This is a genomic window from Bradyrhizobium sp. RDM12, assembly GCF_051917485.1.
Taxonomy (GTDB): Bacteria; Pseudomonadota; Alphaproteobacteria; order Rhizobiales; family Xanthobacteraceae; genus Bradyrhizobium.
The window spans coordinates 7047614-7060822 of the sequence record NZ_CM133064.1; the positions used below are offsets into that span (position 1 = coordinate 7047614).

Consider the following 13209-nt stretch of genomic DNA (forward strand, 5'->3'; position numbering starts at 1 on the left):
GGTGCGCGAGTGGAAGTAGAGACGAGACAATGAACATCAACAAACCCACCACACCGCTTGCGCCCGAGCTGATCGACCAATTCCGCAACATCGTCGGCGACAAGCACGCGATCACCGATGCGGCCGACATCGAGGCCTACGTCACCGAGGAGCGCAACCTGTTCCACGGTCGTTCGCCGCTGGTGCTGCGGCCAGGCTCGACAGCTGAAGTGTCCGCGATCTGCAAGCTCGCCTCCGAACGCAGAATCGCGCTGGTGCCGCAGGGCGGCAACACCGGGCTCGTCGGCGGACAGACGCCGCACAATGGCGAGGTCGTGGTGTCGCTGCGCCGGCTCGACAAGATCCGCGAAGTCGACACCGCCTCCAACACCATGACCTGCGAGGCAGGCGTGGTGCTGCAGATCGCGCAGCAGAAGGCATCCGACGTCGACCGGTTGTTTCCGCTGTCGCTCGGCGCCGAGGAAGCTGCACCATCGGCGGCAATCTCTCGACCAATGCCGGCGGCACCGCCGCGCTCGCCTATGGCGTGGCGCGCGAGATGGCGCTGGGGCTCGAAGTGGTGCTCGCCGACGGGCGCGTGCTCAACGTGCTGTCGAAGCTGAAGAAGGACAACACCGGCTACAATCTTCATAACCTCTTCATCGGCGCGGAAGGCACGCTCGGCATCATCACGGCGGCGACGTTAAAACTGTTTCCGAAGCCTCGGGCGGTCGAGACGGCCTATGTCGGGCTGAAGTCGCCGGCGGCGGCGCTGAAGCTGCTGGCGATCGCGCAGAGCGAAGCCGCCAATGCTTTGACGAGCTTTGAGTTGCTCTCGGAGATGGCGGTGGATTTCTCGGTCCGCCACGGCATCGACGTGCGCGATCCGCTTGCGAAGAAACATTCCTGGTACGTGCTGATGGAATTGTCCTCTCCAAGCGACGACGCCCGCACGCCGCTGGAGACGATCCTTGCCCAGGCCATGGAGGATGAAATCGTCGACGATGCCGTGATCGCGGCGAACCTCACCCAGCGCAGCAACTTCTGGAAATTGCGAGAAGAAATGTCGGCGGCGCAGAAGCCCGAGGGGGGCTCGATCAAGCACGATATTTCCGTTCCCGTAGCTGCCGTGCCCGCTTTCATCGAGGAGGCGAACGCCGCCGTGGTGAAGCTGATCCCCGGCGCGCGGCCGGTGCCGTTCGGCCATCTCGGCGACGGCAACCTGCACTACAATGTCAGCCAGCCGGTCGGCGCCAACACCCCGGATTATCTGGCACGCTGGCACGAGATGAACGCGGTTGTGTTCGAGATCGTGCTGCGGATGGGCGGCTCGATCTCGGCCGAGCACGGCATCGGCGTGCTCAAGCGCGACGAGCTGCCCGAGGTGAAGGACAAGACCGCGATCGAGCTGATGCGCGCGATCAAGGCGATGCTCGATCCGCATGGCATCATGAATCCGGGGAAGGTGCTGTGAGCGCTCTTGCGATCGACGCGATCAGAGATGCCGATGTCGAGCCGGTCGTCGCGCTGTGGCAGCGCTGCGGCCTGACGCGGCCCTGGAACGATCCGCATGCCGATATCGCGCTGGCGCGACGGCGAGACAACTCGACGGTGCTGATCGGCCGCGATAGTGGCGCGATCGTCGCGACCGTCATGGTCGGCCATGACGGTCATCGCGGCTGGATCTATTACGTCGCGATCGACCCCGATGGCCGCAAGCGCGGTCATGGCCGCGTCATCATGGCAGCCGCCGAGGACTGGCTGCGGCAGGCCGGAATTGCCAAGCTCCAGCTCCTGGTCCGGCGCGGCAACGAGCAAGCCAACGCCTTCTACCAATCGCTCGGCTTCGAGGAATCGACGTCGGTGATGTTCCAGAAGTGGCTCGACGGCCGCGAGACCACGCCAAGCAACTGGAGATCGAAGCATGACCATTTCCGACCGCGTCCGCATCAAGGACGTCCGCGTGCTCTCTGACGACTGGACGCCCCTGAAGAACACCACGTTCGACTACCGGCGCGCCAACGGCGAGTGGCAGACGCAGCACCGGGAAACCTATGAGCGCGACAATGCCGCCGCCGTGCTGCCCTACAATCGCGCGCGGCGCAGCGTGATCCTGGTGCGCCAGTTCCGCCTGCCGGCGTTTATCCGCGGCTACGACGATCTCCTGATCGAAGCGGCCGCCGGCGTGCTGGACGACGCCTCGCCCGAGGCGCGCATCCGCGCCGAAGCCGAGGAGGAAACCGGCTACCGCCTGCACGACGTCCACAAGGTGTTCGAGGCCTTCATGAGCCCCGGCGCCGTGACCGAAAAACTGCATTTCTTCGTCGCCGAGTACGAGCCGGAGATGCGCGTCAGCGCCGGCGGCGGCCTCGCGCATGAGGGCGAGGACATCGAGGTGCTGGAGCTCGGCATCGACGAGGCGCTGGCGATGATCGCCGACGGCAGGATCATCGACGCCAAGGCGATCATGCTGCTGCAATACGCGGCGCTGCATATTTTCAGGTAGCCCCGCCGGGGCGGCAATTCTGGCCTGCACAGCCGTGGCGCCTGTTGAGCAAACCGCCGAGTATCTCTAGTCTGGCCCTCAACAAGAACCAGGAGACGCGCCCATGTCTGCCCCGCGCGACGACGAATTCGGCTTTGCGCCCGACTATGATTCCCCCGTCCCCTATATGCAGCGCACGCGCGACTATTACGCCGCGATCGGCTACACCACGCCGTATCGCTGGGCGCACTACACCGAGGCGCCGTTCCAGAAGCTGAAGAAGCCGCTGGCGCAATCGCGGGTCACCATCATCACGACCGCGGCGCCTTACGATCCGACCAAGGGCGACCAGGGGCCGGGCGCGGCGTATAATGGCAGCGCAAAGTTTTATCAGGTCTATGACGGCGACACCTCAAAGCAGCACGATTTGCGCATCTCGCACATCGGCTACGACCGCAAGCACACCACCGCTACGGACAACGGCACCTGGTTTCCGCTGCGGCAGCTTTTGAAGGCCAGCGCCGCCGGCCGGATCGGCGAAGTCGCGCCGCGTTTCTTCGGCGCGCCGACCAATCGCAGCCATCGCGTCACGCTGGACACCGATGCGCCGCAGATTCTGGCGCGCTGCATTGCCGACAAGGTCGACGTCGCCGTGCTGGTGCCGAACTGCCCGGTTTGCCACCAGACCACCGCGCTGGTGGCGCGACAGCTCGAGGCAGGCGGCATTCCGACCGTGATCATGGGCTGCGCCAAGGACATCATCGAGCACGCCGCCGTGCCGCGATTCCTGTTCAGTGACTTCCCGCTCGGCAATTCCGCCGGCAAGCCCCACGACATTGCTTCGCAAGAGCAGACGCTGGAGCTGGCGCTGAAACTGCTGGAGACCGCGAGCGGCCCGCAGACCACGATGCAGTCGCCGCTGCGCTGGAGCGAGGATGCCTCCTGGAAGCTCGACTACAACAACGTCGCGCGATTGAGCCCCGAAGAGCTGGCACGCCGCCGCGCCGAATTCGACAAGCAGAAGGAGATCGCGCGCGGCAATCGCGCCGCCTGACGTCCTCCGATGAAATAAAACAGCAAGGGAAGAGAGACGTGACGCGACCGTTCGAGGGCGTGAAGATCCTGGACTTCACGCAAGTGCTGGCCGGCCCTTATGCGAGCTACCAGCTCGCGCTGCTGGGTGCCGACGTCGTCAAGGTCGAGCGGCGCGAGGGCGAGGACATGCGCCGCACGCCACTGTCGCGCGAATGGGCCGAGCGCGGGCTGGCACCGGCGTTTCAGGCCATCAACGGCAACAAGCGCAGCCTGACGCTGGACCTGCAAAAGCCCGACGCGATCGCGATCGTGAAGAAGCTCGCCGCCACCATCGATGTCGTCATGGAGAACTTCCGACCGGGCGTGATGGACAAGCTCGGCATCGGCTATGAGACGCTGTCCGCGATCAATCCGAAGCTGATCTATTGCGCGGTATCGGGTTTCGGCCAGACCGGTCCGGATCGCTTGCGGCCCGGCTATGACGGCAAGATGCAGGCGCTCTCGGGCATCATGGCGATCACGGGGCATCCGGAAACGGGGCCGACGCGCGCCGGCTTTGCGGTGTGCGACGTGCTGTCGGGTGCGACGGCGGCGTTCGGCGTGTCGAGCGCGCTCTACCAGCGCGACCGAACCGGCGAGGGACAGTTCGTCGATGTGTCCATGCTGGAGGCGACGATGGCGTTTCTCTCCGGGCAGATCGCGGATTGGTCGGTCGCCGGCCATCGCCAGCAACTGTCGGGCAACCAGGCGGTGAGCCGCAAGACCACCGCAAATCTGTTCAAGGCAGGCGACGGTTACATTCTGCTCGCCGTCAACAACGAAAAACAATACCGTGCACTGATGGTCGCGCTCGGCCGCGAGGACACGCTGAGCGATCCGCGCTTCGCCGACTGGTTTTCGCGCAATGAGAACGAGCCCGCGCTGCGTGCCATCATCGAGGAGGCGCTCGCCGCAAAGCCCGCGCGCGAATGGGAGACCTTACTGGAAGACGCGGGCGCGCCCTGCGCCAGCATCTGGAAGATCGAGGAGGTCATCGACCATCCGCAGATCAAAGCGCGTGGCGCGATCCAGGAGCTCGATACGCGCTATGGCCGCCTGCGCTTTGCCGGCAGCGGATTCAAGCTCGCGCATGGCGGCGGCAGACTGGACCGGATGGCGCCAGAACTGGGCGCGGATACGGATTCTGGTGCTGGCCGAGCTGGGATCTGATGCGGCGGAGATCGCGGCGCTACGGGCAAGGGAGATTGTTTAAGACTCCGCTGCCGTAGCGCGGGCCAGTGAAGCGTGCCCACCATCGCATAAAGGACACATGGTGGGCACGGCGCGTTGCGCCTTCGCACCTTGCGGCAGCGGTGATCAGAACAGCGATCCCTGCCCGTCATCGGATGACGCGCCCGCAACTTTCCGCACCACCTTCTTGGGCTTCGCAGCCTCGGCTTCTGCCTCCATCTGCTCCGCGCTGATCGGCAAGAGCAGCTGTTCGTCGTCGTTGGCGACGCTGTTGACGCGGGTGGAGACCGGGCGCCAGACGAATTCGCCGCGGCGGGAGGCCGTCATCAGCGGCAGGATCGCACCGAGTTCGTCGCTGCCGCAATCGAGCCAGCGTTCGAAATCGCGCGGGCTTATGGTGACGGGCACGCGGTCATGCAGCGCGGCCAGATCCTCTCCAGCAGCCGCCGTGACGATCGCCACCGTGTCGATCTCCTCGCCGTTCGGCCCGATCCAGGTTTCGAACACCGCGGCAAAACCGAGCGGCGCACCGTCGGCGTGATGGATGAAGAACGGCTGCTTGCGGCCGTCAACCGCCTTCCATTCATAATAGCCGTCAGCCGGGATCAGGCCGCGGCGCCGGCGAATCGCGTTCTTGAAGGCGGGCTTCTCCAGCACCGTCTCCGAACGGGCGTTGAGCAACAACGTAAACCCGCGAGGATCCTTGACCCAGCCCGGCAGCAGGCCCCATCGCATCAGGCGGAAATGGCGCGCGCCATTCTCGACCAGGACGACGGGAATCGGTTGCGTGGGCGCGACATTGTACCGGGGCGGGAAATTCGGCTGCTCGATATAGCCGAACAGTTGCCGTAAAGCCGCGGGGGCCGAAGTTATGACGAAGCGTCCACACATCTTAGGGCGTCCATATAGGGTCCGTTCAGGTCCTTTTAACCCCGAACGTTAACACTGCGGCCAATGAGCTCAACGGCCTCCCAACCCGCGACGCGCGCACAGACGGGCCCCGAGGCCGCGGCCTGGGCCGAGCGGCTGCGCGTGGCCAACATCAACCCGCGAACCGGGCTTGCAACAGACTATCTCAACCATTTCAATGAAGCCGTGATGCTGCTCGAGATGGTCCCGGACATGCCGGAATGCGCGGAAGATTTTTTGACCTGGACACCGCTGTCCTATGCCGAGCATTTCACCGCCTCGAATTTCAGGGCGCGGGATCTTGCGATCGAAGCCTATGAGAAGGCCGAGCCGTCCGTGCGCGCCCAGTTCGACCACATCACCGACACCATGACCTCGATTCTATCGGCGGTCGGCTCAGCCATGCGCGACGTCGAGAAGGACACGACCCGCGTCCGGCTCGCCGAGCAGGCCACCCTCTGGGTCAAGCCGCTGATCGCCGCCTGCGGCGGCATCATCAATGGCGGGGCGGAGGCGGACGTCGACACCATCATGGCGAATTAAACCAGGTAGCCAAAGAGATGGCGTCCCTCGCCCAGCCCACCCACCCCCAGATCGCGGTCAGTGCCGCGATTTTCCGCGAGGGCAAAGTGCTGCTGACCCGCCGCGCCCGCTCGCCGGCCAAGGGGCTCTATTCGCTGCCAGGCGGCCGGGTCGAATTCGGCGAATCGCTGCACCAGGCACTGTGCCGCGAGGTTGACGAGGAAACCGGGCTCGATATCGAGATCGTCAGCCTCGCCGGATGGCGCGAGGTGCTGCCGGCCGCACCTGGCGCCGGCCATTACCTGATCATGTCCTTTGCGGCCCGCTGGGTGGCCAGGGAGCCTGCCCTGAACGACGAACTCGACGATTACCGCTGGATCGCCCCGAACGCGCTGGGAAGCCTCGGGGACCTCAAGCTGACCGGGGGCCTGGAGGAGATCATCCAGGCCGCACACCGGCTGATTGGTCCCTGACCGCCCCGCCTTGCGTCATCAGCCCTGAGGGGGCATACAGCCCGCCGATGTCGACGCGATTTCTGGCCATTTTTGTCCTGATTCTCGCCTGCGCTTCCGCGCCCGCCCGGGCCCAGGACGTGGCGGCGCCGTTCGACGCCGATTTGCAGCGGCTGGCCGAGATTCTCGGCGGCCTGCACTATCTGCGCGGCATCTGCGGCACCAACGAGGGCAACAAATGGCGCAGCGAGATGCAGGCGCTGATCGATGCCGAAACCCCTCCGGTGAGCGCCGCACCCGCATGATCGCGGCCTTCAACCGTGGCTATAACGGATTTCAACAGACGTATCGGAGCTGCACACCGGCCGCGACGGTGGCGATCCGCCGCTACATCGAGGAGGGCTCGAAGATCTCGCGCGACCTCACGGCACGCTACGCGAACTGAGTTCGCGGGAACTCTGTCATCGACTTTGTTCACAGCCATTAACCGTTCTTAAAGATGTGGCCTAGCGGTCGTTAACGCGCGTGCTACACCTCTTGCACAGCGCATCGCCGTGGATCGCGCCCCAGCCCTGATTGAGATTCATGAGCCAGCCGATTTCCTACGCCCCCGCCCGCGCGCCGCTGCCCGACCACGAGCAGAAACAGGCCGCACTGAGCTATCTCAACGAGGCCTGGGCCGAAGCGCGCCATGATGGCGTCGACGGCGACTGCCTGGCACAGGCGAGCCTGTTTGCGGCGCTCGCCGAGCTCGTCGGCACCTATGGCGAGGACGCAGTGGCGAAATTCGTCGAGGGCTTTCCCGCCCGCATCCGTCACGGCGAATTTTCGGTCTGCCTCGCAAGGCAATAAAGACCGCCAGGAACGCCCTGTCGGACGAGCGCGCCCTCCGTCACGGCTCGATCTTGAGCGTCGCTTTCATGTTGGGATGGTAGCGGCAGTAATAATCGACCGTTCCTGCCTTCTTCACAACTGACGTCGCCGAGGTCTTCGGCGGCAGCGTGACGTCGAATTCACCGTTCTTCGCGGTGGCCGTGTGGGCAAAGACGTCCTTGTTGATCCATACGATGGTGTCGCCGACCCTCGCCGACACCTCAGCCGGTGAGATCACGAGATTCTCCATCGTGATCTCTGTCGTCGCGGCGTGCGCCGGGACGACCATCGCCGCGAAGACAAGCGCTACAGCGATCGAACACAGCCGCCCCGTCATCGTCATATGCTCCCTATTTCAGTTCGGCCGCGACGTGCTCGGCGTGCTGCTGATGGCCCTGAAAGATCTTCAGACCAGTCTGCAACAGGCTCTTCAGCTCGGCATTGCTCGCGGACGGAATGAGTTGGGTCTCCAGCGCGCCGTTGACCGTCTTGTGATAGGCGACCTCATTCGCGACATAGGCCTTGTCGAACGCAGCGCCGTCGAGCTTGTCGAGCTGGGCCAGCTTGTCGCTCGCCTGCTTCGACAGCGCCTTGCTGGTGTCGTTATCCTCCGGCGTGACGTTCAGCTTCTTGACCAGCGCGAGCGCCTGCTTGTTGACCGCCTCGTGGTCGCGCAGCATGTCCTCGGCAAACGCCTTGACGTCCTTGTTCCTGGCTTTTTTCTGCGCCTGCTTGGCCGCGTCGATGTCGATCACGCCTGCGGTGTAGGCGATGTGGGCGATCTGCGGATCCGTGAGTTTGTCGGCCGCATGCGCGCCTTGCAGCAGCATGGGGCTTGACAACAGAATGGCTGCGGCCATCGCCGCGCTCCAACGAACGAACATGGTTTGACACTCCTGTGCTGCCGGACCATTTTTCCGGCGTTGCTTCACAGGAGTTGGATGGAAGTTTCGCGCAAACGTTCCCGAAAGATTTCAGCCGCCGATTCCGAGGCGCTTCAGCACCGACACCGTCAGGCGCTCGCAGCGCCAGCCCGCAAACGGGAACGCGTCCATCATCACCGGGCCGATCTCCTTCTCCACATTCTCGCGCAACATGGTGCGGGCACGATGCAGCCGCGTCTTCACCGTTTCGGGCTTCACGCCGAGCAGATCGGCGGTCTCTTCGATGTTCATGCCCTCCATGACGCGCGCGACGAAGACCATGCGGAAGACATCCGGCAACTGGTCGATGGCGCGCTCGACGACGCGCTGGATTTCACGTTGGGCCATGGTCCTTTCCGGATCGCCCGCGGGAGAAGCGGGAAATTTGATAATCTGCGCCTCGAGCGCGGCTTCGGGCACCGAACCGAGCTCGACATGCGGCTTGGCGCTGCGCGCCCGGCCAAGCGCTTCGTTGATGGCGATTCGGGACAGCCAGGTCGACAGCCCGGACTCGCCCCTGAAGTCATCGAGATGAGTGAAGGCGCGGAAATAGGTCTCCTGCACCACGTCCTCGGCTTCGCTGTCGTTGCGCAGGATGCCGCGCGCGAGGCGGTAAAGCCTGCGGTTGTTGGCCTGCATGATCGCGCGGAGCGCGGCCTCGTCATGGCCTCGCGCGCGCTCGATCAGCTCGGCTTCCGATGATCTGGCGTCCGCAAACAGGCTGGCTGCAGTCCGTTGCATGGCGGTCACCTGCTCGATATCGTTGGTTCAGACATTGGATGCAGGCTGGCAGAAAAGGTTCCCGATTTTCCAGGGCAAAATTCGCCGCCTAGTCCGTCTCGATCGGCAGCGCCGGGTCCCTTGCCCACTCGCCCATGGAGGCGTCGTAGAGCGTCAGCTTGTCATAGCCGAGCTGCGTCAGCAGAAACAGGTCGATGGTCGCCGAGATGCCGCCGCCGCAATACAGAATCACGTTCTTGTCGCGCGTGACACCCCGGGCTGCGAATTTCACCGCGGCATCCGCGAGCGATGTCAGGGTGTTGTCAGTATTTATGAGCGTTGCAGCCGAGACGTTGACACTACCGGGCACGCGGCCGGGCCGGCCGTAGCGGCTTGGCTCGAGACCGCGATGAAATTGCGGTCCGAGCGCATTGACTGTGACGGTCGAGGGGTCGCCGATGCGTGCCTTCACAAAGTTTCTGTCGACGAAAAAGCCGGCGCGCGGCGCGGCCTTGAAGGTCGTCGCCGGATAGCCTTTCGGCGCGCCTGTTACGACAGGCCGCCCCTCTTTCTCCCATTTGTCGAAGCCGCCGTCGAGCACCTGTGCGTCGACGCCGAGCGAGCGCAGCATCCACCAGAACCGCGTCGACCACATCATGGTGCCGATGCTGTAGAGCACGATGGTTTTGCTTGCATCCGCACCATGCCGACCGAAGGCGGCCTCGAGCTGGGCCACACCAGGCATCATGAAAAATTGCTGCGCGGCGGTGTCGGAGAACTCGCCCTGCAGATCCAGAAAATCGGCGCCCGGGATGTGGCCGGCCGCGAACGTCTTGTCACCGGCGACGGCACGGTACGGCACGTCGCTGCCGGGTGGGACAGGCTCGTTGTAGGTCGTGCAGTCGTAGAGGCGGAGGTTGGGGTCGCCGAGAACGGCCGCGAGTTGCTCGGTGGTGATGAGGTCGGCGGGCTGGGACATCGGACTGCACTCCCGTTCGAGAGGAAGTGTAGCTCCCTCGCCTCGTCATTGCGAGCGAAGCGAAGCAATCCAGGCTGCCACCACCAAAGATTCTGGATTGCTTCGCTTCGCTCGCAATGACGGGGATGGCGCGTCCGTTCCTCGACAGCAGAGCTACTGCTTCAATGTCTCCAGGAACCGCACCGGCTCGCCCTGCGACGGCGTCACGATTTCGCCCTGCCACATCACGCGGCGTCCGCGGATGAAGGTGCCCACGGGCCAGCCCGTGACGCGGACGCCATCATACGGTGTCCAGCCGGCCTTCGATGCCACCCACTTGTTGGTGATGGTCTCGCTACGCTTCAGATCGACGATCGTGAAGTCGGCATCGTAACCGGCGGCGATACGGCCTTTGCAGGCCATATTGTAGAGGCGCGCCGGGCCGGCGCTGGTGAGATCGACGAACCTTGCGAGCGACAGCCGGCCGGCGTTGACGTGATCGAGCATCAGCGGCACCAGCGTCTGGACGCCGGTCATACCGGAGGGCGACGCAGGATAGGTCTTCTGCTTTTCTTCCAGCGTATGCGGCGCATGGTCGGAGCCGAGCACGTCGATGATGCCCTGCTCGATGCCGCGCCAGATCCCGGCGCGGTGATCGGCGCCACGCACCGGCGGGTTCATCTGCGCCAGCGTCCCGAGCCGCTCGTAGCAGTCGGGGGCCACCAGCGTGAGATGATGCGGCGTCGCCTCGCAGGAGGCGACATCCTTGTGGTCACGCAGAAATTCGATCTCTTCCTTGGTCGAGATATGCAGCACGTGGATGCGCTTGCCGGTCTCGTGCGCAAGCTTGACGAGGCGCTGCGTCGCCATCAGCGCCGCGGTCTCGTCGCGCCAGACCGGATGCGAGCGCGGATCGCCCTCGATGCGGAGCGACTTGCGATCGTTGAGACGATACTCGTCCTCGGCGTGGAACGCCGCGCGACGGCGGATCACCTGAAAGATGCGGCGCAGACTCTCGTCGTCCTCCACCAGCAGCGCGCCGGTCGAGGAGCCGATGAACACTTTTACGCCGGCACAGCCGAGCGCGCGCTCGAGCACAGGCAGATCCTGCACGTTCTCGCGTGTGCCGCCGATGAAGAAGGCGAAATCGCAATGCATGCGGTGGTGTGCGCGCTTCACCTTGTCGGCGAAGGTCGCCTCCGTCACCGTCAGCGGCGAGGTGTTCGGCATCTCGAACACGGCAGTGACGCCGCCCATCACGGCGCTGCGCGATCCCGTCTCGAGGTCTTCCTTCTGCTCCAGACCGGGCTCGCGAAAATGTACCTGCGTGTCCGTCACGCCGGGCAGGATGTGCAGGCCCTTGCAGTCGATCACCTCGGCGGTGGAGCCTTGCGACAGTGGGCCCAACTCGGCGATCCGACCATTGGTGATGCCGATATCGCGAACAGTCTCGCCGTCCTGGTTGACGACGGTGCCGCCTTTGAGGATCACATCGAAACGCTGGGTCATGGCTGGAGGCCTCTGTCATCCCCAAGCGCGGGGCTCGAGGTCTTGTCGTTTATGCCTTGCGGGCTTACGTTCCGGAGCAACATGTCGCAAGAGATTTTCGCATGAAATCAGCGTTTCTTCCCGACCGGGGCGTGATCAAGGTCGCGGGCGAGGATGCACGCAACTTCCTCAATGGCCTCATCACCACAGATGTCGACAAGCTCAAGCCGGGCCTGGGGCGATTCGGCGCGCTGCTGACACCGCAGGGCAAGATCATCGTGGATTTCCTGATCACGGAAGCGCCCGCCGGCCACGGCGGCGGGTTCCTGATCGACTGCCCGAAACCGCTGGCCGAGGGCCTCGCCACCAAGCTGATACCCTACAAGCTTCGTGCCAGGGTGACGGTGGACAACCTCTCCGACGATCTCGGCGTGCTCGCGGCCTGGGACGGCCAGCCGGCGTCTCAGCCCGATCTCGCTTTTGCGGACCCACGCAATGAGCATCTCGGCACTCGCATCCTGATCCCTAAGGATCTCAAGCAGAAACTCTCCGACCTGATCGGCGCCGAACTGGTCGATGCCGCCGACTACGAGGCGCATCGCATCGCACTCGGCGTGCCGCGCGGCGGGCTCGATTTCATGTACAGCGATGCGTTCCCGCACGAGACCAATATGGACCGCCTCGCCGGTGTCGATTTCGACAAGGGCTGCTATGTCGGCCAGGAGGTCGTCTCGCGCATGCAGCATCGCGGCACCGCGCGGACCCGCAGCGTGAAGGTACTGCTCGAGGGGCACCTCGCCCGAGGCCGGCGTCAGTGTCATGGCCGGCGACAAGTCCGTCGGCACCATGGGCTCGTCGGCGCAAGGCAAGGGCATTGCGCTGGTGCGCATCGACCGCGTTGCGGATGCGCTCGATGCCGGCCAGCCGTTGACCGCGGGCGGCCTCGCGCTGAAACTGGCAGAACCTGAAATCGTCCGCATTCCCGCAAAGCAGCCCATTGCATGAGCCGTGCTCCCCGCCTGCATCCCGACGGAAAGACCCGCTGCCCGTGGCCCGGCGAAGATCCGCTCTATGTCGCCTATCACGACACTGAGTGGGGCGTGCCCGAGTATGACGACCGCGCGCTCTATGAGAAGCTGATCCTCGACGGTTTTCAGGCCGGCCTCTCCTGGATCACGATTTTGCGCAAGCGCGACAATTTCCGCAAAGCGTTCGACGATTTCCAGCCGGAGAAGATCGCGCGGTACAACGAGAGGAAGGTGCACGCGTTGATGAACGACGTCGGCATCGTGCGCAACCGCGCCAAGATCGATGGCGCGATCCTCAGCGCAAAATCCTATCTCGACATCATGGAGAAGGGTCCCGGCTTTTCGAAGCTGTTGTGGGATTTCATGGACGGTCGGCCCAAGGTCAACAATTTCAAGACCACGGCAAGCGTGCCGGCCTCGACGCCTTTGTCGGTGCAGATCTCCAAGGATCTGTCCTCGCGCGGCTTCAAATTCGTCGGGCCGACCATCGTCTATGCCTTCATGGAGGCGACCGGCATGGTCAACGACCATCTCGTCGACTGTCACTGTCACGCGATCTGCAGCAAGATGCAGCGCAAGCCGCGCCTCAAGGCCAAATGACGGCCAG

13 protein-coding genes and 4 pseudogenes are annotated in these 13209 nt (G+C 64.2%); 11 read left to right on the forward strand and 6 right to left on the reverse strand.

Annotated elements, in window-relative coordinates; all coding sequences use genetic code 11:
* Positions 1-29 precede the first annotated feature (29 nt).
* The 5 genes and pseudogenes from ACTGJ9_RS34390 (at position 30) to ACTGJ9_RS34410 (ending at position 4751) form a co-directional block, all read left to right on the forward strand.
* Positions 30-1453 (forward strand): annotated as a pseudogene (locus tag ACTGJ9_RS34390) (FAD-binding oxidoreductase).
* The gene (locus tag ACTGJ9_RS34395) at positions 1450-1953 is read left to right on the forward strand and encodes a GNAT family acetyltransferase (protein WP_456674665.1); all 504 of its coding nucleotides are present in this window, start codon (positions 1450-1452) and stop codon (positions 1951-1953) included. Before ACTGJ9_RS34390 ends, ACTGJ9_RS34395 begins: the two are co-directional and overlap by 4 nt.
* Positions 1904-2485, forward strand: a complete 582-nt coding sequence (locus ACTGJ9_RS34400) for an NUDIX domain-containing protein (protein WP_456674666.1) — start codon at positions 1904-1906, stop codon at positions 2483-2485. The genes ACTGJ9_RS34395 and ACTGJ9_RS34400 overlap by 50 nt, the downstream gene beginning before the upstream one ends.
* 103 nt (positions 2486-2588) lie before the next feature.
* A complete protein-coding gene (locus tag ACTGJ9_RS34405) occupies positions 2589-3518 on the forward strand; it encodes a glycine reductase (protein WP_456674667.1) in 930 nt (309 codons plus the stop codon).
* 38 nt (positions 3519-3556) lie between these two features.
* Positions 3557-4751, forward strand: a pseudogene (locus tag ACTGJ9_RS34410) (CaiB/BaiF CoA transferase family protein).
* A gap of 104 nt (positions 4752-4855) precedes the next feature.
* Here ACTGJ9_RS34410 and ACTGJ9_RS34415 read toward each other — a convergent pair.
* Positions 4856-5620 carry an SOS response-associated peptidase gene (locus ACTGJ9_RS34415; RefSeq protein ID WP_456674668.1) on the reverse strand — a complete coding sequence of 255 codons (765 nt, stop codon included), beginning with the start codon at positions 5618-5620 and terminating at the stop codon, positions 4856-4858.
* 63 nt (positions 5621-5683) lie between these two features.
* Here ACTGJ9_RS34415 and ACTGJ9_RS34420 point away from each other — a divergent pair, with 63 nt between their 5' ends.
* From ACTGJ9_RS34420 to ACTGJ9_RS34435, 4 genes and pseudogenes are all read left to right on the forward strand, one after another.
* Positions 5684-6181: a hypothetical protein gene (locus ACTGJ9_RS34420; RefSeq protein ID WP_456674669.1), complete on the forward strand. Its 498-nt coding sequence runs from the start codon at positions 5684-5686 to the stop codon at positions 6179-6181.
* A 17-nt stretch (positions 6182-6198) separates the two neighbouring features.
* Positions 6199-6633, forward strand: coding sequence for an NUDIX hydrolase (locus ACTGJ9_RS34425; protein WP_456674670.1), 435 nt, complete (start codon positions 6199-6201; stop codon positions 6631-6633).
* A 47-nt stretch (positions 6634-6680) separates the two neighbouring features.
* Positions 6681-7057 (forward strand): annotated as a pseudogene (locus ACTGJ9_RS34430) (TIGR02301 family protein).
* Positions 7058-7197: 140 nt separating this feature from the next.
* Positions 7198-7464: a hypothetical protein gene (locus tag ACTGJ9_RS34435; protein WP_456674671.1), complete on the forward strand. Its 267-nt coding sequence runs from the start codon at positions 7198-7200 to the stop codon at positions 7462-7464.
* Positions 7465-7504: 40 nt separating this feature from the next.
* On the opposite strand, the gene ACTGJ9_RS34440 is transcribed toward ACTGJ9_RS34435, so the two are convergent.
* The 5 genes from ACTGJ9_RS34440 to ACTGJ9_RS34460 all read right to left on the reverse strand — a co-directional run bounded on the left by ACTGJ9_RS34440 (position 7505) and on the right by ACTGJ9_RS34460 (position 11595).
* Positions 7505-7822: a cupredoxin domain-containing protein gene (locus ACTGJ9_RS34440; RefSeq protein ID WP_456674672.1), complete on the reverse strand. Its 318-nt coding sequence runs from the start codon at positions 7820-7822 to the stop codon at positions 7505-7507.
* A gap of 13 nt (positions 7823-7835) precedes the next feature.
* On the reverse strand, positions 7836-8369 hold the full coding sequence (locus tag ACTGJ9_RS34445; RefSeq protein WP_456674673.1) for a DUF4142 domain-containing protein: 534 nt from the start codon (positions 8367-8369) through the stop codon (positions 7836-7838).
* Between the two features lie 90 nt (positions 8370-8459).
* A complete protein-coding gene (locus ACTGJ9_RS34450; protein ID WP_456674674.1) occupies positions 8460-9149 on the reverse strand; it encodes an RNA polymerase sigma factor in 690 nt (229 codons plus the stop codon).
* Between the two features lie 88 nt (positions 9150-9237).
* Positions 9238-10107, reverse strand: coding sequence for a sulfurtransferase (locus tag ACTGJ9_RS34455; RefSeq protein ID WP_456674675.1), 870 nt, complete (start codon positions 10105-10107; stop codon positions 9238-9240).
* Between the two features lie 153 nt (positions 10108-10260).
* A complete protein-coding gene (locus ACTGJ9_RS34460; RefSeq protein ID WP_456674676.1) occupies positions 10261-11595 on the reverse strand; it encodes a dihydroorotase in 1335 nt (444 codons plus the stop codon).
* A 101-nt stretch (positions 11596-11696) separates the two neighbouring features.
* Between ACTGJ9_RS34460 and ygfZ the strand changes: the two are divergent.
* Together ygfZ and ACTGJ9_RS34470 are read left to right on the forward strand one after the other, a co-directional pair.
* A pseudogene (gene ygfZ / locus ACTGJ9_RS34465) lies at positions 11697-12579 on the forward strand (CAF17-like 4Fe-4S cluster assembly/insertion protein YgfZ).
* Positions 12576-13202, forward strand: a complete 627-nt coding sequence (locus tag ACTGJ9_RS34470; RefSeq protein WP_456674677.1) for a DNA-3-methyladenine glycosylase I — start codon at positions 12576-12578, stop codon at positions 13200-13202. Before ygfZ ends, ACTGJ9_RS34470 begins: the two are co-directional and overlap by 4 nt.
* The last annotated feature ends 7 nt before the right edge of the window (positions 13203-13209 follow it).

Excerpts from the sequence above, each read along its gene's own strand:
- ACTGJ9_RS34400 (WP_456674666.1), top strand. The coding sequence starts at position 1,904 with ATGACCATTTCCGACCGCGTCCGCATCAAGGACGTCCGCGTGCTCTCT.
- ACTGJ9_RS34405 (WP_456674667.1), top strand. The coding sequence starts at position 2,589 with ATGTCTGCCCCGCGCGACGACGAATTCGGCTTTGCGCCCGACTATGAT.
- ACTGJ9_RS34415 (WP_456674668.1), bottom strand. The coding sequence starts at position 5,620 with ATGTGTGGACGCTTCGTCATAACTTCGGCCCCCGCGGCTTTACGGCAA.
- ACTGJ9_RS34420 (WP_456674669.1), top strand. The coding sequence starts at position 5,684 with ATGAGCTCAACGGCCTCCCAACCCGCGACGCGCGCACAGACGGGCCCC.
- ACTGJ9_RS34425 (WP_456674670.1), top strand. The coding sequence starts at position 6,199 with ATGGCGTCCCTCGCCCAGCCCACCCACCCCCAGATCGCGGTCAGTGCC.
- ACTGJ9_RS34435 (WP_456674671.1), top strand. The coding sequence starts at position 7,198 with ATGAGCCAGCCGATTTCCTACGCCCCCGCCCGCGCGCCGCTGCCCGAC.
- ACTGJ9_RS34440 (WP_456674672.1), bottom strand. The coding sequence starts at position 7,822 with ATGACGGGGCGGCTGTGTTCGATCGCTGTAGCGCTTGTCTTCGCGGCG.
- ACTGJ9_RS34445 (WP_456674673.1), bottom strand. The coding sequence starts at position 8,369 with ATGTTCGTTCGTTGGAGCGCGGCGATGGCCGCAGCCATTCTGTTGTCA.
- ACTGJ9_RS34450 (WP_456674674.1), bottom strand. The coding sequence starts at position 9,149 with ATGCAACGGACTGCAGCCAGCCTGTTTGCGGACGCCAGATCATCGGAA.
- ACTGJ9_RS34455 (WP_456674675.1), bottom strand. The coding sequence starts at position 10,107 with ATGTCCCAGCCCGCCGACCTCATCACCACCGAGCAACTCGCGGCCGTT.
- ACTGJ9_RS34460 (WP_456674676.1), bottom strand. The coding sequence starts at position 11,595 with ATGACCCAGCGTTTCGATGTGATCCTCAAAGGCGGCACCGTCGTCAAC.
- ACTGJ9_RS34470 (WP_456674677.1), top strand. The coding sequence starts at position 12,576 with ATGAGCCGTGCTCCCCGCCTGCATCCCGACGGAAAGACCCGCTGCCCG.